This is a genomic window from Bombilactobacillus sp. ESL1197, assembly GCF_058107145.1.
The window spans coordinates 549875-571480 of sequence record NZ_JBYLTY010000001.1 but is presented as its reverse complement, the minus strand read 5'-3'; the positions used below and the strand labels follow the sequence as shown (position 1 = coordinate 571480).

Here is a 21606-nt window from a genome sequence, read left to right as displayed (position 1 = left end):
TCAAAACTAAAAAAGCTCCCTATTCTATAAGAACAGAGAGCCTTTATTGCACATTGTAAAGTGCCCAAGCGGTATTTTACAATGAATTAAATATCTTGTCAAATTAGATTTAGGCTATGTTATAATGACTGTGCTTATTCAGCATCAGAATCATCGTCATCGTCTTCATCAGAAAACTCACTCAGATCGCCTTCAATACCATCCTGCAAATCATCAGTCGGATCGTCATCGATGTCACTATCATCCGTATTGCCAAAAGTTAGATCTTGATGTGAAAACTTCGATAAATCTGGCGTGTGATCATTAGAGTCTTCCTCGTCATCATCACCTGTGTCGACGGTATCGTCATCATAGTCAATGACATCATCGTCATCGTCTTCATCATCCAAGAAAGCGTTAACGCGTTTTAACGTCGGTGCTTTAACATTATCTGCATCTTCAGGATGGTTGACTTCTTCATCAACAGAATCATAAGGATACCACGTACGTAGTCCCCAGACATTTTCACCTAAAGAAATAAAGCCGCCGTCATCATTTAAATCTGTATAAAATTGCGGTAACCGTTCACGAATCTCGCTATCACTTTTACCCATGAATTGCTGGATTTCATTCACAATATCCGCAAAGGGGAGCACTGAGCCTTTTTGTTCCAAGATTGCGTGCGCTACTTCGATCATGGACAAATCTTTTTTGTCTTCGCCATCGAATTGTTTGAGTTCTAAAGCCAACTACGTACACGTCCTTTCAACGTGGATGGAACCAAAAGAGGATGTTTATAATTGAGACAATTAAAAACACCGCTTGTCAATAACGTTTCAAAAAGTCCTGAACTACCTCTTCATTCCTGCCAATTGCACCAGGAAGGTCCAAAACTTCAAACGACTATCTGTTATAGAATGCTCAACTCGTGAGCAACTTTGGTTCCAACCTCTTTCAACAGTCTAGTTCTAATATTACAGATTACTTAACTAAAAATCAATTGTAACTTGTAATCTCCCACCAAATTAGTTCCTGAATGCAGTGAATAATCTAAGTGCACACTACCCGATAACGGCATTTTCGACACTGCCACTTGCAACTGGTTAGTATGTGATACTAACGGAATTTGACCATACTCTGTCATATAATTAAAAGCTTGATCATTTTGTTGGTCGAACATCATATTCGTGGTTAAGTGTTCACCCGTTTGGCGCTTAATCGTGATTTGATTATTGGTGGCAATTTTAACAATCACCTTAATATTTTCTTGTTCTTTTGGTGATTCCTGGTAACGAATATATAGTTTATCACCCATAATCACCGCTTGTCCGGTTTGATCAACCCGATAATTATGAACTTGCCCTTCTTGTATAACCTGCGTTTTTAATTGCACTTGAATATCTTGAGCAGTTCGTTCCACATTATTCACCTCGTTTTATTTGACTGTACTTATTATAAGCTATTTATTAAATTGTGAGGAAAATTATGCTAGAAAAAAAATTATTAATTTATGATGTCAATTATCAAACACCGACGCAAATTCAAACTATTTTTCCAGAGACTGATTATCTCTTAGATTACTGCCAAACAATTCAGCAGCCCTTGCTCCAATTTTGGCAAACTAGTCCGACAGTGATTTGTGGTTTACGCGATAAACATTTGGATCATTTTGCGAATGGTTTGCGTTACTTAAATCAACAAAATTATCACTTAATCATTCGCAACTCTGGTGGTTTAGCAGTTGTGAGCGATCCTGGTGTCTTAAATATTAGTTTACTATTGCCCAATGCAGAGAAATTCTCAATTGATCAAGGCTATGAATTAATGTTGGACTTAATTCAAGGTTGCTTGCCAAACATCAACCTAACACATTACGAGGTTAAAAATTCTTACTGTCCAGGTAATTTTGATTTAGTCATTAATCATCAAAAATTTGCCGGTATTGCTCAACGGCGCCAACACCAAAGTTTAGCCATTATGGCCTATATTTCAATCAACGGTGACCAGTTCAAGCGTGGGCAAATTATTCAGCAATTTTATCAATTAGCTAATCAAGAACACAACGATGTTTATCCAGATGTTGATCCACAGACAATGAACACATTAGCAGCTTTGACAGCTAACGAGCTGAGTGTCATGCTGTTTAAACACCAATTATTGCAAGTTTGTCAACAACAATTTACAATTTCAGATATTACTCCCGCCCAGCTGCAACAATTGCCAAATTATACTGCTACTATGAATGCCAAATTAGAACAACAACAACGTTTAAATCATATCATCAAGGAGAGTCTACATGAATAAAATTGATTTTTTACCCCGCGAAAAAGTTTTACGCGATCCAGTTCATAACTATATTCACGTCCCTTATCGCATTATTTTAGATTTAATCAATACCCCAGAATTTCAACGCTTGCGCCGTGTCAAACAATTAGGAACCACCTCATTTACTTTTCATGGTGCTGAACATTCACGTTTCACACATTGTGTTGGCGTTTACGAAGTTACGCGTTTAATTTGTGATTCTTTTCAACAAAATTATCCCACCCAACATCCTGGTGATGGTTTATGGGATGATCACGAGCGCCTAGTGGCTTTATGTGCTGCTTTATTGCATGATATCGGACACGGACCTTATTCTCACACATTTGAACATATCTTTCATACTGATCACGAACAATGGACCCAACAGATTATTACTTCACCACAAACTCAGGTTAATCAAGTCTTGCGTCAAGTTAGTCCGGAGTTTCCCGCACAAGTCGCCAGCGTAATTGCCAAAACCTACCCCAACGCCCAGGTGGTCCAAATGATTTCTAGTCAAATTGATGCTGACCGCATGGATTACTTATTGCGGGATGCTTACTTTACTGGTACCCAATATGGCATGTTTGATTTAACGCGCATTATGCGGGTCATTCGTCCTTACCAAAACGGAATTGCCTTTGACATTGGGGGCATGCACGCCATTGAAGATTACATTGTCTCGCGTTTTCAGATGTATCAACAAGTTTATTTTCACCCGGTTTCTCGGGGGATGGAAGTCGTGCTGACTAAATTGTTACACCGAGCTAAATTTCTCTATGAGAATAACCAACTCGTTGGTTTAGAAACGCCCAGTTTACTCATTCCATTCTTTGAAAATCAGATAAGCGTTCAAGATTATGTCCGCTTAGATGACGATGCTCTCAACACCTACTTTAATTTATGGCGGGAGCACCCGGATGCAATTTTACGGAATTTAGCGCACCACTTTCTCGATCGGATTCCTTTTAAATCAATTACCTTTACCGAACAACAAACACCATTAATTGCCAAAATGCAAGCTCTCGTTGAAGCGGCTGGTTTTGATCCTAACTTTTATACTGCGGTTAACAACAGTTTTGATTTGCCCTATGATTTATATGACCCGTCTTCTAAAGAACCCAAAACTCAGATTGAATTAATGCAGCCTGATGGCACTTTACAAGAACTCTCAACAGTCAGTCCCATTGTCAAGGCGCTCAGCGGTCGTGTCAGTGGCGATCATCGGTTCTATTTTCCTAAAGAAATGCTCGCTGATCCGCAAAGTTCCACCTTTAAAGCCGCATTAAGCGAATTTCAAAGTCATATTCGTAACAATTCTTTGCAAGATTAGCTATGATTAAGAAGAGGGTTTACTTAACAAAAAGTTGGGATCATAAAGACGGTTTGCTATTCAAAAACCACTTCAATACGCTCATCTTAACTTTGAATTATTAGTTGTGACCCTACTTTTGGCAAAGAGGAGTTTGGTGTTCATGTTAAAAGAATTTAAAGAATTTATTGCACGCGGTAGTGTCGTGGACTTAGCCGTAGGGGTAATTGTGGGCGGAGCTTTCAATAAAATTGTCAGCGCCTTAACTAAATACATCCTGAATCCTTTTATTGGATTGTTTTTAGGAAAAATTGATTTATCGTCTATCAAATTGGGAATGTTTCGCGTGGGTGATTTTTTAAATGCAGTCATTGAATTCTTGATTATTTCCTTTGTCGTTTTTTTAATTGTCAAAGGATTAAACGCGTTAGAAAAACCACACGCTCAAGCAGAACCAGAACAGCCGAGTAATGATGCATTATCAGTCCAGTACTTACAAGAAATTCGTGATCTTTTACAAAAGCAAAATCATTCTTAAACTAAATAAGTGATAACATTTAAAAAGCTATGGCAACAGTTGTTTCTTGAGTAATCAAGAACAAACCGTGGTCATAGCTTTTTTGTTACCAACATTATGTCAAAAGAACTGGAATTCAGATATTTATTCCAGTTAAACTACTATTCTAGAAAAGTAAAGCACGTAGCTACCTTAATTAATACCTTGTTCACCAGCCCTAGGTTAGTGACTAGTGTCGTTTAAATCTAGTTTTAAATAATGGACTAACTGGCGCATTGTCATAAATCCGCTTAATGGCTTCACCCATCAATGGTGCCACCGAAATTTGGACCATTTTATCAATTTTCTTTTCTTCAGGCAATTGAATAGAGTCCGTTACAATCACTTGCTTAATTGGTGACTCTTCTAAACGACTAATTGCCGGACCTGACAACACTGCATGAGTACAAGAAGCGTAGACTTCCTTCGCACCCGCATTCATTAACGCTTGGGCCGCTAACGAAATTGTTCCGGCCGTATCGATCATATCATCAATAATGATACACCGTTTGTCTTTCACATCACCGATGATATTCATCACTTCGGATACATTTGGTCGCGGACGGCGCTTATCAATAATCGCAATCGGTGCTTTTAAAAATTCGGCTAATTTCCGAGCCCGCACTACGCCACCATGATCGGGTGAAACAACGACAGCATCTTGATCAAGACCCTTTTCTAAGAAATAGTCAGCTAATAATGGTGCCCCCATTAAATGATCAACAGGAATATCAAAAAAGCCTTGAATTTGGACGGCATGTAAATCTAAAGCTAAGATCCGATCAGCCCCCGCAGTTTGTAACATATTAGCCACCAATTTAGAGGTAATTGGTTCTCGCGCCCGCGCTTTGCGATCTTGACGGGCATAGCCATAATAAGGAATGACCACATTAATCATCGCTGCTGAAGCGCGGCGTAAAGCATCAATCATGATTAATAATTCCATCAAATTATCATTGACTGGTGCGGAGGTTGATTGAATAATAAAAATTTCAGAACCCCGGATACTTTCTTCAATATTAATTTGAATTTCTCCATCACTGAAACGTTTGACCGAAGACTTACCTAATGGTACTCCGACTTCTTTAGCAATCTTTTCTGCTAAAGGTTTATTAGAATTCAACGCAAAGATTTTCATGGGACTATTAGCTCTCAGTGTAGACATTATTTTCTCAACTTTCTTTTAATCAATTAATCATTCCAACTTTGATCATCAGCTACTGGCAAATGCGACCAGTAATTAGCTTTATTAACTTGCCGAGCACGCCCTAAAGCTAAATCGTGATAGGCCACGTCCTTGGTAATCGTGGAACCAGCAGCGATAAACGCATGATCGGCCACCTTTAATGGTGCCACTAAATTCGAATTACTACCAATGAAGGCATGATCGCCTACCTCAGTGGACCATTTCTGGACACCATCATAGTTTACGAAAACCACGCCACAACCAATGTTAACATCACTGCCAACAGTGGCATCGCCTAAATAACTCAGATGCCCCATCTTAGAGCGGGCTCCCAAAGTTGCCTTTTTGACTTCACAAAAATTACCAACATGCGCTTGTTGACCAATATGTGCTTGGGGTCTGAGATGCGAATGTGGTCCAATATCACTCTGATCTGCCATCGTTGCTTCTTGCAAAGTAGAACTAGTAATTGTTACGCCGTCACCAATCGTTGAATCAACAATTCTGGAGCCACTCGTAATATGGCAGTTTTGACCAATCTTCGTCTGGCCTTTGATGACCACACCGCCTTCAATGGTAGTATCCGGACCAATTTGGACATCAACATCAATCGCAGTTTGTTCAGGAGCCATTAGCGTCACTCCCGAACGCATTAATTTTTGGTTAATCCGCAGCTGCATTAACTTAGTAGCTTGGGCCAATGCCACGCGATCATTAACGCCTAAGGACTCTGAAAAATCAGCCATCTGGTACGCTAACACTCGCTTGTGATCAGCTTGCATCATCCCAATAACGTCTGGCAAATAATATTCACCTTGAGCATTATCATTATTCACTTGATGCAAATAAGTAAATAATTGTTGGTTATCAAAACAATAAACACCAGTATTAATCTCTTGCACCTTTTGTTCTGTAACCGTTGCATCTTTTTGTTCTACAATCCGTAAAACTTGATCATTTTGATCCCGAATTACCCGACCATAACCAAAAGGATCCGGGGCTTGGGCCGTTAACACTGTGGCCCCAGCTTGATTTTGTTCATGAAAAGCAAACAACTTTTCTAAAGTAGCAGCAGTAAATAAAGGTGTATCACCACTAATAATTAAGGTTGTACCTTTTTTAGTTCCCAATAATTCCTCAGCTTGCAAAACTGCATGAGCAGTGCCTAACTGTTCTTTTTGCAAAGCATAAGATGTACGTTCTTGTAATAGTTCTTGAACTTGTTGAGAACCAAAACCCACGACCGTGACAATCTGGCTGGGATGAATTTGCTCGACTTGCGTTAGCACATGGTCGACCATGGCCCGTCCACAAACTGGATGCAACACTTTATAAAGTTGGGACTTCATTCTTGTGCCCTTACCAGCAGCCAAAATTACCGTAAAACGTTCAGACATGAAAATTCCTTCACTTCACTAAATTTATAAATCTTTACCTATACAATCATACATTATTGTTTTAGAGCACTCAATCTTTTGTTTCAAAGCGACTGAAGTCCGTTCGTTCTAAATAGTTGCCTAACGAAATTTGCACTTGTTGATCTTGATGTGCTAACGGTTGAATTTGGAATAAGGAAGTTGCCTGTGTCTTAACCATGGTTGGTTCTCGAACTTCAACTAAAACAGTTACTCCGATCAACTGACCGGAAAATTCTTGAATCAAATTTTCCATGCCTAACACCGTTCCGCCACCCTTCATAAAATCATCAACCGCCAAGACTTTCGATCCTGCCGCTAAGCTACGTTTTGATAATTCCATTTTCTCCACATAATCGGAGGAACCAGCTGTGTAGTTAACGCTTAAAGTCGGGCCTTCTGTAATCTTGGACTCGCGGCGAACAATCACAAACGGCACATTTAAGTATTCAGCAACACTTTGGGCAATCGGAATGCCCTTGGTGGCCATCGTCATAATGGCATCAATGTCTTGCTTCGCATACTGCGTCGCAATTAATTGACCTATTTTATCCAAAATTGTCGGATTCCCCAAGAGATCTGACAAATATAAATAGCCGCCAGGTAAAATCCGCTGGGCATCAGCTAACTGCTCTTTTAATTCTGTTAAATATTTTTGAGCTGTCGCTTGATCAATTCCGGGTGTAAAAATAACTCCACCACCGGCTCCCGGCACTGTTTCTACTAAGCCGATATGTGCGTGCAAAAAGGCTTGCTTAATAATCGTCATATCTTCGCTCAAGGAAGATTTGGCCGAATGATACCTTTGCGCAAAAAAAGTCAGCGGAACTAACTGATATGGTCGTTGCTCTAAATAATGCGTAATATCAATTAAACGTTCACTACGACGAATTTTCATGAAATATTACCTACTTAAATTCTATTTTTATTAATATTATACCGAGAAACCGAACATTTTGAAACAAAGTACATTTTAGCAGACACCAATGATTCATCTCTTGATAAAAATTTGGCACAACTTTACCAAATTAATTACCAATAATTATTGCCAAACATCTATAATGGAAAAGGTGGGTGTAACCGATCACAAGTATTGCTAAAGCACCAGCTTGTCATCCCCCACTTCAATCTGATAGTGCTTAGGTACCTGCTCTTTGGCGAAACTTATTAAAATTTTGCCTAGTACTCAATCATCTATCTAATTCAAAAGGAGTAATTTATTATGTCAGTGAAAATTGGAATTATCGGTGATGGTCATGTTGGTGACACTCTAGCGCATCATTTAGTGATTACTGGCTTAGTTAATGATTTAGTCTTAATTGATACCAATGAAGCTAAAGTTAACGCGGATAAAATAGATTTTGAAGATTCCATGGCTAACCTTGACCATCATGTGAATATCACGGTTAATGACTATGCCGCTTTAAAAAATGCTCAAATCATTGTCAGCACCTTAGGAAAGATTTCATTGACCGCCAAAGGTGATCGCTTTGCAGAATTAAAGTACAATAAAGAACAATTGCAACCAATCACCGATGCTATTAAAAACAGTGGCTTTGACGGGATTTTAATTGTCATTTCTAATCCTGTTGATGCAGTAACCAGTTTATACCAAGAATTAACTGGTTTGCCTAAAAAGCACGTGCTGGGCACCGGCACACTATTAGACACTGCGCGCATGAAAAAAGTCGTGGCCCAAAAGTTCGATGTTGATCCCCGTTCTGTTCAAGGGTTCACCTTAGGTGAGCATGGCAATTCTCAATTTACAGCTTGGTCAACTGTCAAAGTTTTAGAACAACCGATTGTTGACTTAGCTCAAAATGCCCCTTGGAAATTGGCTGACCTTAATGAGACCATTAAATTCGGTGGTGCGACTGTTTTCCAGGGTAAGCATTATACTAATTATGGCGTCACAGCGGCAGCGGTTCGTCTTATTAAAACCATTTTAAGTGATGCCAAAAGTGAATTACCTATTTCTAGTTATCAAGACAAATATCACACTTACATGTCATATCCGGCGATTGTGGGGCGCGATGGCGTAATCAAAACCATTGAGCTGCAACTTACTCCCCAAGAGCAAGCACAATTAGAAAGTTCCGCGGCAACTATTCGCGAGAAATCACAGGGTGCCAACTGACCAATAATTCGATCAGATCACAAAATTTACTCAAATAATGTTCGTACAACTGGAAAAAGTTGACGGGCATTTTTTATTTTTTATAACATAAGACCAGTGTTATCGGCAAAAACTGGCATGTATTACTGTAAAAAAAGCATAAAAAAAGATTGTCCTCAAGACAATCTAATCAAATGACAATTCAATTGATTTAGTCAACAAATCAGCATAACTATAAGAAACACGTTCAAATGAATTTTCTGTTGGATCCAAATCAACTACAAAAACAGAATGAAATGTTTCAGCTAACTTGCCGTGGCGGCGAGTAACTTTTTTACGTCCAACTTGGGCAACAACTGTAATTCCTTCGCCCAAGTGATTATCCAATGTACGTTTAATAGAATCAAATGTTATTGGCATTAACTCAACCCCTTTAGCACAAATTTTACCATTAAACAATGAAAAATTCAATTTTTTGGCTAAAAAACAGCACTTTTAGGCAAATTGTTGTTTTAGCTGTTGCGTTAATTGTTCCAATTGTACAATCGTTAACTGTTCGGCTCGCACTTGATGTTGCCAATTCAAGTTGGTAAACACCGTTTCTAGTTTTTGCTTATTAACCGGCGATTTACCCACTAACACTAACAAATTATTCCACAAATTCTTACGTTTTTGCTGAAAAGCTGCTTTCACAACTCGTTCAAACCAAACTTCATCATCAATTTGGTAATCAGGACGTTGTGCTAAGTCCAAACTGACCACAGCGGAATCCACCTTTGGTTGGGGCACAAAAGCTTTTTTATCAACCAGTTGTTCAATTTTCACGGTCGCTTTAGTCTGGACATTAACACTTAATTCACCAAACTCACGGTGTCCTGGAGTCGCAGTAATTCTTTGAGCAACTTCTTTTTGCATCATCAAAACTAAACGCTGCAAAGTCACTGGCGCTTGCAATAATTTCCATAAAATAGGTGTCGTAATATAGTACGGTAAATTAGCAACTACCTTCAAGTTAGCTTGCGTTAAATGTTCGGTTTGCACAAATTTAGCTAAATCAACTTGCAAAAAATCAGCTTGGATAATTGTTAAATTATGATAATCCGCCAAATTTTCCTGCAACAGCGTAATCAAGTCCGCATCTAACTCAAACGCATAAACATGCTGCGCCACTTTCGCCAATTGTTGCGTGAGCGCCCCAATTCCCGGACCAATTTCTAAAACCACATCCCCCGGCTTAATCTGAGCACTGGCCACAATTTGATCAATTACCGTAGGCTCTTGTAAAAAATTTTGTCCTAAACTTTTTTTAGCATGAATTTGATACTGATTTAAAATTGCTTGTGTCCGTAATGGATCAGCAATATCATACTTTTCAACTACCATGAATACTCCCTTGAACTTTTTGCACCGCTTGCGCTAACTGCTGGGGTGTAATTTGTAACATTGTTAACCGCCGTAAAAATTGTTTAGCATTGGCGTAACCAATATGCAACTCATCACCAACTAGCTCACGTAAATGTCTGGACTCTTTGGCGCCAATCAAATGCCAATCTAATAAGTCCTGTTGCGTAATTAAATTAGTTGCAGCTTGATCGGTGGTAAAGACGGATTGCAACGCCTGTTTAATAACCTGGGCATTCGCATGTTCCAAGCCTAAACTCCCGTGACGATTAGCAGGGACACTATCTTGCCGGCGTAAAAAAGCTTGCTTGACACCGGGAACTTGTTCCACGATTTTTCGGCGAATACGTTCACCATTAAAATCGGGATCGGTAATCACGATCACGCCCCGCTTGGCCTGCGCTTGCTGAATCAACTTAATCGTCTCATCATTAATTGCTGAACCATTGGTTTCAATCGTATCAATCGCGTTACCAAAAACTTGTTGAAGGCGGGCCGTATCATCACGCCCTTCCACAACAATGACTTCTTTAATTTTTTCCATTTAAACCATAAACCTCATGTGCATTTTGATATGTTTGCGCCGCAATGGTTGCCACACTTTCTTGCCGGCAATTAGCCACGGCTTCAACCACAAAACGACTAAAAGCTGGTTGATTCATTTCTCCACGATGCGGTTCCGGCGTCAAATACGGCGCATCGGTTTCAACCAAGAGACGCTTTAGCGGTGTTTGTATCGCTGCGGCTCGTACTTCAGGCGCATTCTTAAAAGAAACCACACCACTATAAGAAATATAACACCCCAAAGCCAAAAATTTATCCAACCAAGCTAAACTGCCATTGAAGCTATGCATAATCACACCATGTGCGGGCCAATGCTGCTTTAGAATCGCATAAGTGTCCTCCAGCGCATCCCGCGTATGAATGCTGACTGGCAATTGTAATTGTTGAGCCAATTGTAATTGTTGAATAAAAACCGCTTGTTGAATTGTCGGAGCCGGATTTTGCTCCCAATGATAATCTAAGCCAATTTCACCAATCGCAACGGCACGTGGGTCTTGCAGCTGCTGTAGTAATTTTTTTTGCGCGGCAGCATCAAAATGAGCACTATCTTCGGGATGCCAGCCAATTACTGCAAAAAGTTGGGGGTAACTTTGGGCCAATTGCAAAGCTCGTGCATTTAGCTGCGTGTTCGAGCCCACAATCGCCATTTCTACCACATCCAAGTCTTGAGCTTGCTGTAAAAAAGCAGGCGTTTGCCCCCAAAAAGGATCATCATTTAGATGCGTATGGGAATCAAATATTTTCAAATTATAACCTCATTATTATTCAACACTGGAACCATTAACTAAGTTAGCTGGAACTGTTACTAACTGTACCTGTCCAGCATGTTCAGCAGAAAGTAGCATGCCTTGGCTCAGTTCTCCACGCATTTTCCGTGGTTTCAAGTTAGTAATCGCTAAAACCTTTTGATGGACTAATTGTTGTGGTTCTGGATAAAATTCGGCAATTCCTGAAATAATTTGCCGTGTTTGACCACTGCCATCATCTAATTGAAATTGGAGTAAGCGATCAGCGCCCTTAACTTTTTGGACAGCCAAAATTTCCACTACTTGGACTTGAATTTTGTTAAAATCATCAATTTGAATCTCGGATTTAGTTTGGGCTTGTTTCTTCTTAGCAGCAGCAGATTTAGTCACTTTCAACGTCCCACTAGCTTGCGCTTTTTGTTGTTCTTGACGCATTGTATCTTTGATATAAGCAACTTCTTCATCATAATCTAACCGTGGAAAAATTGGGGTTGGTTTAGCCACTACTTGACTCTTCGGCAAATGGCCAAATTCAATCTCATTATCCTGTTTCCAATTAAAGCCCAGTTGTGCAAAGATTTTTTGGGGCGCATGGGTCATTACGGGACTGATTAAAATGGCAATAATCCGTAAAGCTTCAGCTAAATGCGCCATCACATTGTCTAAAGTCGCTTTTTGCGCAGGATCTTTGGCTAAAACCCAAGGCTGGGTTTGATCAATGTACTTATTAGTCCGCGAAATCAAAGTCCAGGTAATATCTAAGGCCGTCGAAAATTCAAATTGATCCATGGCTTGATTATAATCGGCAATAGTTTTAGCTACTACTTGCTCTAAATCTTGATCAACGGCAGTTTGCCCCAGCACTAAATCGGGAATTTGTCCCGCACAATATTTATTAATCATTGACACAGTACGATTTAATAAATTACCTAAATCGTTAGCCAAATCATAATTAATGCGGTGTACAAAGTCTTCGGGTGTGAACACTCCATCACTACCAAACGGAATGGCGCGCATTAAATAATACCGCAAAGCATCTAAACCATAGCGTTCCACTAACATTTCTGGATAGACGACATTGCCACGAGACTTAGACATCTTGCCATCTTTCATTAATAACCAACCATGACCAAAAACTTGTTTAGGTAATGGTAAGTCCAAAGCCATCAAAATAATTGGCCAATAAATGGTATGAAAACGAACGATTTCTTTACCGACAAAATGCACATCAGCTGGCCAGTAGCGATCAAATAAAGTTTGATCAGCCGTACCGTAGCCTAAAGCTGTAATATAGTTTAAGAGCGCGTCAATCCAGACATAAACCACATGCTTAGGGTCGCTCGGGATCGGTACACCCCAATGAAAACTCGTCCGGGAAATAGCCAAATCTTCTAGCCCGGGCTTAATGAAGTTATTAATCATTTCATTTTTACGGCTATCCGGTTGGATAAAGTCCGGATGATCCTCATAATACTGCAATAAACGATCAGCATACTTACTCATCTTAAAGAAATATGACGGTTCTTTGACTAACTGGACTTCATGACCACTCGGTGCTTTACCACCAATAACTTGACCCTTTTCATCACGATAGACCTCGGCTAACTGTGATTCAGTAAAATACTCTTCATCATCGACGGAATACCAGCCAATGTATTCACCTAAGTAGACATCGCCACTGTCAATTAATTTTTGAACAATTTGTTGGACTGCAGCCACGTGTTGCTGATCAGTAGTCCGAATAAATTTGTCGTTGGAAATCTCAAGTAATTGCCATAATTTTTTAATACCTACCGCCATTTCGTCCACGTAAGCTTGCGGCTGCATGTGCTTAGCTTCAGCTTTTTGCTCAATCTTGAGCCCGTGTTCGTCGGTGCCGGTCAGAAAGAACACGTCAAAGCCCCGGGAACGTTTATAACGTGCTAAGGTATCCGCGGCAACAGTCGTGTAAGAATTGCCAATCGTTAACTTCCCTGATGGATAATAAATTGGTGTTGTAATATAAAATGTTGGTCGTTGTGCCATTGATCTGCCCCATTTCTTCTAAATGATTACTAAATTGCTTAAATAATTAACATGATTATCTGGATTTAAAAAACGACTGTGAACGTAACGCTCAAACATTGAGATTGACGGATAACTATCCTTTATTGAGAACAAAACGAGCATTAAATCCGTAGTACATTTCAAAAGTTCATCATTGTACTTTCCAGCATTTACTCTGCAAAACCCATTTGACCTTTAAAATGTACTCTGGTTAATACTCTCCTGCTCAACAGTTTGATTTTAATCTTCATGTGGACGTCGTTATTGCTTCCACAATCAGAAGCTTGTCCCAACTTCTTTATTATACCTTATCAAAATGCGGAAAACTTGCGCGCTTCTTAATTTAATTGTGCAAAGATTTGCTGAGCATCTGCGGTAATCATAATTCCATCAGCCCCCACGTCAAGTGGTGTCTTATTAACAGCAACCAATTGCGCTTGAGGCTTGCGATATTGAATTAATCCTGCAAACGGATAAACTTGAAAACTCGTACCCACCACAATTAAAACATCAGCTTGTTGAACAGCCAAAACTGCTTGTTGAACAGCCATTTGGGCAATTGGTTCGCCATATAAGACAATATCTGGGCGAATCACTCCGCCACAATTTTGATGATGGTAGTCTGTTAAATAATCATGCCAGTCAACTTTTTGACCACATTTTAAACAAGTTGTTTGGTATAAGGTTCCGTGAAACTGCACTAATTCGTGATTATCCGCCTTTAAATCTAAATCATCAATATTTTGTGTGACAACCTTGCCCTTTTGATTCGCAATTACTGCCATTTTTTGATGAATGACATTGGGCTTAGCTTGTGGAAAGTACAAACTTTGTTTGACAAATTGCCAAAAATCAGCGGGATGATTCATCAGATAATCGTGACTTAGTAATTCTTCCGGACGCTTGTGACCGGAACCAGAATACAAGCCATTTTTCGACCGATAATCTGGAATTCCCGACGCTGTCGAAACGCCGGCTCCCGTTAAAAACGTAACATAATGAGCTTGATCAATAATTGTTTGTAAATCCTGCATTATATAACCTCCTTAACGCAAATGATAGGCCAAATGCTTTAGATGAAGAAAAGTTTGTAAAGGTTGTTGATAAACTTGGAGATAAGTTTCAGGCAGCAAGGCTTGACCACTAAAGTCTTTGACAGTACCACAATTTTGTAAATCACGTTGATCAACTAATAACACTGCGGGCTTTTTCGTTTGTAAATCCAAAAAATCGACCCGCTTAAATTGAAAAATTTGCCCCACATTGAGCCGTAATTGCCGCGCACTTAGTAACGGCTCAAAAGTAACAAAATCGCTAAAGGGCAAAGCTTGATAGCCTTGCGCTTGTAAAATAGTATTAAACTCTTGCAAGATGGCGATCTCATTGCGCCGCAAGCCCAGCATCGTAGTTTTAAAATGTTGACTAGCTACTTGCCAAAGTTGTTGCGCCTTTTGATAAGCTTGCGGTAACTGATCCGCATAGGAAGCTAGTTCCTCAGCTAAACCAAAAACCAAACCATCCAGTAACTGTAAAGTTTGATAGATGGGATCACTGATATGCTGCAAATGTTGCTGGAGTCCTTTAACAAAAGCAGCTTTTACTGCCGGTGTAATCTCGCCAGCCGCTAGTTGTTGTTTAGTTAAAGCCACATGCTCTACGGCACCAATTAAAGTTCGCGCCGTTAATTGTAATTGGCGATCAAACTCGGGCTCGGTAGTTGTGACTAAAAAATCAACCTGGGGCGCAATGGTCATTTCTAACAAAACGTGTCGCAATTCATGCGCTAAAGTAAAGTTTAAATTTTGAGAATGCGCTAGAATAATTTCTAAATTCCCCTGCTGATCCATGCGGTGACCTGATTGATCAAAAGCTAACCAAGCTTCATGGCGTTGACTCAAACGCAACTTGATATTACTTTTAGTTTGAGCTTGGACTTGCTGATATAAAGTTTGTACTGCCGGTTCAAATTCTGTAATTTGCATCATTGTTCTCTTCAATCATCTTAGACTTAGTGATTTAGTTGCTTTCTGCCTTAAAATTGCTACAATTTAAGCAAGAATAATTGTACTTATTATAACATTGTTGCAAAGGAAGTCTTACGCATGAAAATCAGTGTGCCCTTAGTCCAGGGACTATTACCTAAAAAGTATGGCAAATTTGCCCCACTGGATGAATTAATGAATGGTTCGAATCCGATTAAATCTTTTCCAATTACCATTCAAGATGTACCTACGCTTACCAAATCTTTAGCATTAACGTTCCTAGATCCCGATTCTATTCCGGTCTGTGGTTTTGAATGGATTCATTGGAGTGCTGCGAACATTGACCCCCGTGTCACCCAAATTCCCGAAGATGCGAGTCAGCATCCGCTACCACAAATGATTCAAGGCAAAAATTCCTCCGCAGGTTCGCTTTTAGGAGAGACTAATCCCCAGCTCAATCAAACTTATCATGGTCCGACTCCGCCTAGTGGAATTCACCAATACGAATTACGCGTTTATGCGCTAGATCAAGTTTTACCACTCGACAATGGCTTTTGGCTCAACGAGTTATTACACGCTATGGCTGGTCACGTCTTAGCACACCAAAAACTAATTCTGCCATACCGCGGTTAATTTCGGGCGCAATTATGTAACTGACCAGAGAACAAGACCAAAATAATTTTTCAAACGTTTTTTGATAATATTTTCTACCCTAGAAGTCTGCAAAAAGCTATTTTAACTTTTCGGCGACTTCTTTTTTTGTTGTAAAAAGTCCACCAGAATTCCATCACGCAAAGCATACGAACAAAAATTGATTTGTTGAATATTAAATTTTTGAATAATCGCTTTTAAGGGCATTAACCCTACCGGCATAAACGGTGCCCGCGCAAATTCCATATTAGTTAGTGCTGAATTAGCTGCTAAATTATTATGTTGAATCCGCTTAATCCAGCGTAGAATCACACTCGCTGGCTGCCACTGATTGGCCGGTAGTTGCATGACTTCAAACAAGGCGCGGTGAACGCCACCAATAACCACTAATTGTTGTAGCTGTGCACTATGACATTTTTGTAAACACGGATCCAGCAAAGTTTGCAGTTGTTGCTGTTGCAGCACCGTCAAACAATCCGGTTGTCCTAAACGATCGTATAGTTTAACGGCGCCGTAAGGCCAACTATGCGCTTGAGCTAGCTGATGCTTTAATACTGTTCCTAATTCAAAACTGCCGCCCCCCATATCTAAGAATAGAAAGTTAGGCTCATCAACAGCTTTTTGAATGGCTAAAGAATCAAAATATGCTTCTTGATAACCGCTTAACACTTGAATATCGATCTGAGCTTGCTGTTTGACAGCCTGCAAAAAGGCAGCTTGATTCTTGGCTTGCCGAATGGCTTCGGTCGCCGTCGCAATGATTTTTGTAATATGCTTTTGATCTAAGATTTGACGAAATTGTTTTAATGTTGCCACCCCCGCTTTAAAATTGGCATCATTAATACAACCATCATTCGTCATCTCTTTGGCCAGTTGCACAAATTCTCGATAACGTTGAATTTCTTGAGATACTTGTTGATTTTTAATTTGATAAATCGCCATCCGAATCGAATTAGAACCAATATCAATCAGTGCTAGTTTTAACATAAAATCCTCCTCAATAATATTAGAATACACAATTTTTTACGGAATTACGACCATTAAAATTATTTTATTAAAAAAACAATCTCACACTTTCGTCTAAGATTGTTTTAATTAGGATTTTGTTAACTTACTGCGTATTGGCTTGACCAGTTGTATAGTTAATAGCTGCACCAGCCTGGGTATTAAACGTCCAAACATTAATCGTCAAAGCGTTGGGATCTTTGATCGCTTGTGCCTGAACTTGCACTCCACGTGGCACTAATTCATTACCAACATATTCTGGAATAGCTTTATAAAAGACAACTTCGTCTTGATGATTATATAAGAAATTGCGGACTTTGGTTTCCGCATAAGCCATGCCTCCGGGATCATTATTATTATTCGTTCCTACATTCTGAGCCCGTGTTCCCAGAACAATATTATCACTATCCATCGAACCGCCTAATGACCACGCTAATAAATGACTTTTATTATAAATATAGCCACGATAACCTGATAGCTGCACAATTCGATTATTGGAACGTGTCCCCGACCAACGCTGTTGTTGTTCATCATAATGACCGTCAGCATATTCACCCGATATTTTAGCAGTTGGACTAAACGATGGGCGTTGCATTACTCGTGAGGAATGTTTGACCACATCTTTATACCGAACAAAACTGCTAACCTCACGTGTCCGACCCAACGAATCAAAACCGCGATAATTAGTTTCTTGTTGATCATTACCGGCCTGCAAATACTGCAAACGTTCTTGTTGCATCCGCGTAATTTGTTTTTTAGTATTCACCGAAAAATTAGGTTGATTGTTTAATAAGATCGCATAATTTTGGGGATATTTATGAATATTAAATTGTAAGTTCACTAAATTATCATGATTAACAACCTTAATATCTTGGGCAGATTGGCCCGCATTATTGGGTGTTCGACCTTTGCCAAAAATCACCACCGCTACAATAATGATGACAATCAGCCAAAAACTTAAATTAGAACCTCTGCTTTTACTTTTTTTTCGCATAACTTTTCCTTCAAAAATCTTTTCAGTATTGCTTAAGCATACCATGATTCTAAAGTAAACTACGCATTTTTTAATTAAAAAATTTGAGTACTAACTGCATCACATAAAAATTCGAGCTTTTACTTTAGTGCTGAAAATAGTTAAACAACAATTTCTGACTTTGAAAACAGCGTAAACAATGCGAATATTCCTTGTAGTCTAGGAGCAGTCTTCTTAATCTTTATTAAGATTAAATCTCTTGAGTTTAAAATTTCGGACACAAAAAGAGGCTGGTTCTTTTTGTCCCAGCCTCTTATTTAAAATATTAATTAAAAATCTTTGCAAAGCTAAAAAAACCATCTGAAAAATTGCTAAGGCAAAATCATGAAGAAACTAATTAGTTCAAACAAGTTAACCATGAATCCACCTTTCAAAACTTTTCTGGTTGCGTTTCAAAAAGTCGTCTGACCGTAAAACATTTAACCCCAACTAATTTAAGCAATCTTTTATTTCACCAACTGCTTTAAAACAGTCTGTTCCACTAATAGCTAAAAACCATAACAATTTTCCCAACCAATCATATAATAAATTTTGTTCTTCAGGGCACAAAAAAAGCCTTCTAGATATTCCAGAAGGCCTAAGGCTCAAAGATCACTTTCAAAACTGGTAATCACTCCAGCTAATTTAAAAAGTAAACTCATAACCTCATCTCTACCAGTAGTTATTATAACACAGCTAACTAGTGTGATAAAATTAAAGCTGATCATTAATAAGAACCAATCACTCTTAAGTAATGATTAGGAGGTGAACCATAGCCTTGTCTCTATCAATTTCTTTACCTTTTGGAATCTTCATACTTGCTTGTATAGCAGTATACAATATTACCAAAAGAAAATGAGCCAAAAGTCCTCGGAAATCAAGGACTTTTTTCAATGGCACGTAATTTTTCATAAAAATCTCTCCTCTTCTTTAAAATTTTGAAACACTAATAAACCGACATAGGCACCACCTCCTTAATCTGTACCACGAATAAATCTCTCAAACACGCTCTTTGTTTTTTATTTTGGGCACAAAAAAAGCTCAACACTAGTTGTGTCAAGCCTTTGAGCTTTCTAATTTTTTTACATTAAATTATTCATCTGATCGAGGAGCTCCAATTTCAATTACTGTATAAATTTTATCATGTAAACCGGGTTTGTCAGAATATCTAATAGAAACCCCAATTTCTTTTGCTTGTGGTGACATATAATCATCAGAATATCCGGGAGCAGTTTCATATAGTAACGTTAAAGCTTTAGCTACTTTATCAGGCGTGTTCAATTGTGTTAAATCAGAATAACTATCAGACAACAAGAAATTCAATTCACGAGCATAACTCCAATTATATCCGACTTCACTAAACACAGAGAAGATACCAGATCCATCTGGACGTGAACCAGTAGTAGTATTCTCATTTTCAGTTGGATCATTATATTGTTCAGTAGTTCTAATCGTAGCTGCTTGCGTTAACTTAGAGTTGATTGTTAATGCTGGTAATCCTTGAGCAGCACGTTTTGCGTTGAAAGAATCTACAACAGCTTGTTGATAAGCAGCAGCTGATTCATGAGGAGCAATATTAGTAGTCATATCATCAGCTGGTGATGTTGAATGATGACTAGAACCATTGCTGGAAGAACTGGAGCTACCTGTATTAGAAGAACTATTACTGTTACTGCTATTTGATGAACTGCCAGTATTGGCTGCTGCTCCACCGTTAGTTGATGAACTTCCAGTATTAGAAGCTACTGGTGTAAAGTTGGTTGAGCAGTCGTTGGCGTTTAGCCACTCATTATCTCCAATTTCAAAGAAGAGGCCACCGTTCATTTCGAATGTTCTTAACACGCGCCAATCTGAGTTGGCTGGAACACTGGAACTGGTAGATACTCCATTGTGATCATAAATCTTAGCACCATTACTTCTGATTACCCGAGCTACGTTGTAACTGTAGCCGGTTGGTTTGTTACTGCTATTGGAGCTAGAGCTAGAACTTGGAGCAGTAACAGTGGTTGCTGGCTTACCATTCAAACCAAAGTTTGGCACATCTTTGATGTTATTAGGTGTTACATTCAAGGTCATATCATCATCACGAACATACATATTAGGTGCTACTTGATAGAATAAGCGTCCTTGAGAGTTGCGAACAACTTTGCCAACTGTCCATTGTGATTGATAAGCTAAGTTAACACCATCATCGTAAGTGTTGTTGCCTTGGTTGTCGTAAATAGATGTGATTGTACTATTGATTGTGCCAATTAGCTTTTGATTCAACTTACCTGTAGCTGGATCAAAGTTAGCCTTCACATCATTAGCGGCTACCCATTCATCACCGGCTACTTGATAGTAGTAAGTACCATTAACTTGTTTAGTTTTACCAACCCGCCAATCGGACTTATTCATGATAACCCGTGGAATTGACTGCATGTTATTGTCATACAATTGAGCATATGGATCTTTCTTTACGGTAACAACCTTATAGCTATAGTCTTTAGCTTGAACTTGTTGTTGATTCGTTGTTACTAACGAAATAAGTAATCCCCCAGCAATTAATAACCCACTCAAAACTTTTGATTTTTTCATTTTAGTAACCCTCCACTTTAAAATCTACTTTGCCATGGATATGCTTGCCTTTAATTACACGGTGCACTTTATAACTGTAACCTGTCGGCTTTTTACCTGAAGTGTTACCGCGTGAACTATTAACTTTACCATTTTTATCAAAGTTGGGTTTCACATCGCTACTATTAACCCATTCATCATCGGCTACTTGATAGTAGTAAGTACCGTCAACTTGCTTAGTTTTACCAACGCGCCAATCAGACTTATCATTAATGGCCTGGGGAATGGCCTCCATATCATTGTCATACAGTTGCGCATATGGAGCTTTCTTTACGGTAATAACTTTATAGCTATAATTTTTAGCTTGGACATTCTGTTGATTCGTTGTTCCTAACGCAATCAATAAGCTCCCAGCTAAAAATGCCCCACTCAAAACCTTTGTCTTCTTCATTTTCGGTCGCCCCCTCAAATTAAAAACCTACCCTGCTTTAAATACCGTTTTAGCGGATTTACTCAAACGACAAACAGTTCATTCAATATAATCTATCTTTGATTTAAGTAATCTCTGAATTAACTCAACATCAACAAGACTATTCAAACTCTAACTAATATATTATTCTCCTTTAAAGTAATCTCATTATAACGGTGTAATAGTTAATCGTGAAGAGAAAATATTTAAATAAATTAAATATTAATGAAAAATTGTCAATTTGGGGCTGCGACATCTAACGGCCAAATAGCCTCCGACTTAAGAAATCTATAATCTTTTTTATTA

The 21606-nt window shown here is 38.9% G+C and carries 22 protein-coding genes; 5 read left to right on the top strand and 17 right to left on the bottom strand.

What is annotated here, in order from left to right; genetic code table 11:
- Positions 1-134: 134 nt before the first annotated feature.
- Positions 135-677 carry a DNA-directed RNA polymerase subunit delta gene (gene rpoE / locus AC3B6B_RS02350; protein ID WP_489757703.1) on the bottom strand — a complete coding sequence of 181 codons (543 nt, stop codon included), beginning with the start codon at positions 675-677 and terminating at the stop codon, positions 135-137.
- Between the two features lie 287 nt (positions 678-964).
- Positions 965-1399, bottom strand: a complete 435-nt coding sequence (locus AC3B6B_RS02345; protein ID WP_489757106.1) for a YwiB family protein — start codon at positions 1397-1399, stop codon at positions 965-967.
- A gap of 65 nt (positions 1400-1464) precedes the next feature.
- Here AC3B6B_RS02345 and AC3B6B_RS02340 point away from each other — a divergent pair, with 65 nt between their 5' ends.
- From AC3B6B_RS02340 to mscL, 3 genes are all read left to right on the top strand, one after another.
- Positions 1465-2283 carry a lipoate--protein ligase family protein gene (locus AC3B6B_RS02340; RefSeq protein WP_489757105.1) on the top strand — a complete coding sequence of 273 codons (819 nt, stop codon included), beginning with the start codon at positions 1465-1467 and terminating at the stop codon, positions 2281-2283.
- Positions 2276-3616, top strand: a complete 1341-nt coding sequence (locus AC3B6B_RS02335) for an HD domain-containing protein (protein WP_489757104.1) — start codon at positions 2276-2278, stop codon at positions 3614-3616. The genes AC3B6B_RS02340 and AC3B6B_RS02335 overlap by 8 nt, the downstream gene beginning before the upstream one ends.
- A 142-nt stretch (positions 3617-3758) precedes the next feature.
- Positions 3759-4133, top strand: a complete 375-nt coding sequence (mscL, locus tag AC3B6B_RS02330; RefSeq protein WP_489757103.1) for a large conductance mechanosensitive channel protein MscL — start codon at positions 3759-3761, stop codon at positions 4131-4133.
- A 208-nt stretch (positions 4134-4341) separates the two neighbouring features.
- Here the strand turns inward: mscL and AC3B6B_RS02325 are convergent, their stop codons facing one another.
- From AC3B6B_RS02325 to purR, 3 genes are all read right to left on the bottom strand, one after another.
- Positions 4342-5316, bottom strand: coding sequence for a ribose-phosphate diphosphokinase (locus tag AC3B6B_RS02325; protein WP_489757102.1), 975 nt, complete (start codon positions 5314-5316; stop codon positions 4342-4344).
- A gap of 26 nt (positions 5317-5342) precedes the next feature.
- Positions 5343-6734, bottom strand: coding sequence for a bifunctional UDP-N-acetylglucosamine diphosphorylase/glucosamine-1-phosphate N-acetyltransferase GlmU (gene glmU / locus AC3B6B_RS02320; RefSeq protein ID WP_489757101.1), 1392 nt, complete (start codon positions 6732-6734; stop codon positions 5343-5345).
- Positions 6735-6804: 70 nt separating this feature from the next.
- Positions 6805-7650 (bottom strand): pur operon repressor, encoded by an 846-nt coding sequence (gene purR / locus AC3B6B_RS02315; RefSeq protein ID WP_489757100.1) that lies wholly within the window; start codon positions 7648-7650, stop codon positions 6805-6807.
- Positions 7651-7974: 324 nt separating this feature from the next.
- Here purR and AC3B6B_RS02310 point away from each other — a divergent pair, with 324 nt between their 5' ends.
- Positions 7975-8889 carry an L-lactate dehydrogenase gene (locus tag AC3B6B_RS02310; RefSeq protein ID WP_489757099.1) on the top strand — a complete coding sequence of 305 codons (915 nt, stop codon included), beginning with the start codon at positions 7975-7977 and terminating at the stop codon, positions 8887-8889.
- Between the two features lie 165 nt (positions 8890-9054).
- Here AC3B6B_RS02310 and AC3B6B_RS02305 read toward each other — a convergent pair whose 3' ends face one another.
- The 7 genes from AC3B6B_RS02305 to AC3B6B_RS02275 all read right to left on the bottom strand — a co-directional run bounded on the left by AC3B6B_RS02305 (position 9055) and on the right by AC3B6B_RS02275 (position 15610).
- Positions 9055-9288, bottom strand: a complete 234-nt coding sequence (locus AC3B6B_RS02305) for a Veg family protein (protein WP_489757098.1) — start codon at positions 9286-9288, stop codon at positions 9055-9057.
- 75 nt (positions 9289-9363) lie between these two features.
- Positions 9364-10251, bottom strand: a complete 888-nt coding sequence (gene rsmA, locus AC3B6B_RS02300; RefSeq protein ID WP_489757097.1) for a 16S rRNA (adenine(1518)-N(6)/adenine(1519)-N(6))-dimethyltransferase RsmA — start codon at positions 10249-10251, stop codon at positions 9364-9366.
- Complete coding sequence (rnmV, locus tag AC3B6B_RS02295; protein ID WP_489757096.1) at positions 10241-10813, bottom strand: ribonuclease M5; 573 nt, start codon at positions 10811-10813, stop codon at positions 10241-10243. The genes rsmA and rnmV overlap by 11 nt, the downstream gene beginning before the upstream one ends.
- Complete coding sequence (locus AC3B6B_RS02290) at positions 10800-11579, bottom strand: TatD family hydrolase (protein ID WP_489757095.1); 780 nt, start codon at positions 11577-11579, stop codon at positions 10800-10802. Before AC3B6B_RS02290 ends, rnmV begins: the two co-directional genes overlap by 14 nt.
- A gap of 15 nt (positions 11580-11594) precedes the next feature.
- Positions 11595-13604 (bottom strand): methionine--tRNA ligase, encoded by a 2010-nt coding sequence (gene metG / locus AC3B6B_RS02285; protein WP_489757094.1) that lies wholly within the window; start codon positions 13602-13604, stop codon positions 11595-11597.
- 359 nt (positions 13605-13963) lie between these two features.
- Entirely contained in the window at positions 13964-14659 is a 696-nt protein-coding gene (locus AC3B6B_RS02280; RefSeq protein ID WP_489757093.1) for an NAD-dependent protein deacylase, read from the bottom strand.
- A 12-nt stretch (positions 14660-14671) separates the two neighbouring features.
- A complete protein-coding gene (locus AC3B6B_RS02275) occupies positions 14672-15610 on the bottom strand; it encodes a hypothetical protein (RefSeq protein WP_489757092.1) in 939 nt (312 codons plus the stop codon).
- A gap of 117 nt (positions 15611-15727) precedes the next feature.
- On the opposite strand from AC3B6B_RS02275, the gene AC3B6B_RS02270 reads away from it, so the two are divergent.
- Entirely contained in the window at positions 15728-16240 is a 513-nt protein-coding gene (locus AC3B6B_RS02270; RefSeq protein WP_489757091.1) for a YbhB/YbcL family Raf kinase inhibitor-like protein, read from the top strand.
- A 102-nt stretch (positions 16241-16342) separates the two neighbouring features.
- Here AC3B6B_RS02270 and AC3B6B_RS02265 read toward each other — a convergent pair whose 3' ends face one another.
- The 5 genes from AC3B6B_RS02265 to AC3B6B_RS02245 form a co-directional block, all read right to left on the bottom strand.
- The gene (locus tag AC3B6B_RS02265) at positions 16343-17245 is read right to left on the bottom strand and encodes a Ppx/GppA phosphatase family protein (protein WP_489757090.1); all 903 of its coding nucleotides are present in this window, start codon (positions 17243-17245) and stop codon (positions 16343-16345) included.
- A gap of 124 nt (positions 17246-17369) precedes the next feature.
- On the bottom strand, positions 17370-18257 hold the full coding sequence (locus tag AC3B6B_RS02260; protein WP_489757089.1) for a DNA/RNA non-specific endonuclease: 888 nt from the start codon (positions 18255-18257) through the stop codon (positions 17370-17372).
- A gap of 765 nt (positions 18258-19022) precedes the next feature.
- Positions 19023-19187 carry a hypothetical protein gene (locus AC3B6B_RS02255; protein WP_489757088.1) on the bottom strand — a complete coding sequence of 55 codons (165 nt, stop codon included), beginning with the start codon at positions 19185-19187 and terminating at the stop codon, positions 19023-19025.
- Positions 19188-19367: 180 nt separating this feature from the next.
- Positions 19368-20852: a CAP domain-containing protein gene (locus tag AC3B6B_RS02250; protein WP_489757087.1), complete on the bottom strand. Its 1485-nt coding sequence runs from the start codon at positions 20850-20852 to the stop codon at positions 19368-19370.
- Between the two features lies 1 nt (position 20853).
- A complete protein-coding gene (locus AC3B6B_RS02245; RefSeq protein WP_489757086.1) occupies positions 20854-21282 on the bottom strand; it encodes a hypothetical protein in 429 nt (142 codons plus the stop codon).
- Positions 21283-21606 lie beyond the last annotated feature (324 nt).

Coding starts and splice junctions, on each gene's coding strand:
- rsmA (WP_489757097.1), bottom strand. CDS start 10,251: ATGGTAGTTGAAAAGTATGATATTGCTGATCCATTACGGACACAAGCA.
- AC3B6B_RS02270 (WP_489757091.1), top strand. CDS start 15,728: ATGAAAATCAGTGTGCCCTTAGTCCAGGGACTATTACCTAAAAAGTAT.
- AC3B6B_RS02340 (WP_489757105.1), top strand. CDS start 1,465: ATGCTAGAAAAAAAATTATTAATTTATGATGTCAATTATCAAACACCG.
- mscL (WP_489757103.1), top strand. CDS start 3,759: ATGTTAAAAGAATTTAAAGAATTTATTGCACGCGGTAGTGTCGTGGAC.
- purR (WP_489757100.1), bottom strand. CDS start 7,650: ATGAAAATTCGTCGTAGTGAACGTTTAATTGATATTACGCATTATTTA.
- AC3B6B_RS02255 (WP_489757088.1), bottom strand. CDS start 19,187: ATGAAAAATTACGTGCCATTGAAAAAAGTCCTTGATTTCCGAGGACTT.
- rpoE (WP_489757703.1), bottom strand. CDS start 677: ATGATCGAAGTAGCGCACGCAATCTTGGAACAAAAAGGCTCAGTGCTC.
- AC3B6B_RS02280 (WP_489757093.1), bottom strand. CDS start 14,659: ATGCAGGATTTACAAACAATTATTGATCAAGCTCATTATGTTACGTTT.
- metG (WP_489757094.1), bottom strand. CDS start 13,604: ATGGCACAACGACCAACATTTTATATTACAACACCAATTTATTATCCA.
- rnmV (WP_489757096.1), bottom strand. CDS start 10,813: ATGGAAAAAATTAAAGAAGTCATTGTTGTGGAAGGGCGTGATGATACG.
- AC3B6B_RS02310 (WP_489757099.1), top strand. CDS start 7,975: ATGTCAGTGAAAATTGGAATTATCGGTGATGGTCATGTTGGTGACACT.
- AC3B6B_RS02260 (WP_489757089.1), bottom strand. CDS start 18,257: ATGCGAAAAAAAAGTAAAAGCAGAGGTTCTAATTTAAGTTTTTGGCTG.
- AC3B6B_RS02245 (WP_489757086.1), bottom strand. CDS start 21,282: ATGAAGAAGACAAAGGTTTTGAGTGGGGCATTTTTAGCTGGGAGCTTA.
- AC3B6B_RS02275 (WP_489757092.1), bottom strand. CDS start 15,610: ATGATGCAAATTACAGAATTTGAACCGGCAGTACAAACTTTATATCAG.
- AC3B6B_RS02335 (WP_489757104.1), top strand. CDS start 2,276: ATGAATAAAATTGATTTTTTACCCCGCGAAAAAGTTTTACGCGATCCA.
- AC3B6B_RS02305 (WP_489757098.1), bottom strand. CDS start 9,288: ATGCCAATAACATTTGATTCTATTAAACGTACATTGGATAATCACTTG.
- glmU (WP_489757101.1), bottom strand. CDS start 6,734: ATGTCTGAACGTTTTACGGTAATTTTGGCTGCTGGTAAGGGCACAAGA.
- AC3B6B_RS02265 (WP_489757090.1), bottom strand. CDS start 17,245: ATGTTAAAACTAGCACTGATTGATATTGGTTCTAATTCGATTCGGATG.
- AC3B6B_RS02250 (WP_489757087.1), bottom strand. CDS start 20,852: ATGAAAAAATCAAAAGTTTTGAGTGGGTTATTAATTGCTGGGGGATTA.
- AC3B6B_RS02325 (WP_489757102.1), bottom strand. CDS start 5,316: ATGTCTACACTGAGAGCTAATAGTCCCATGAAAATCTTTGCGTTGAAT.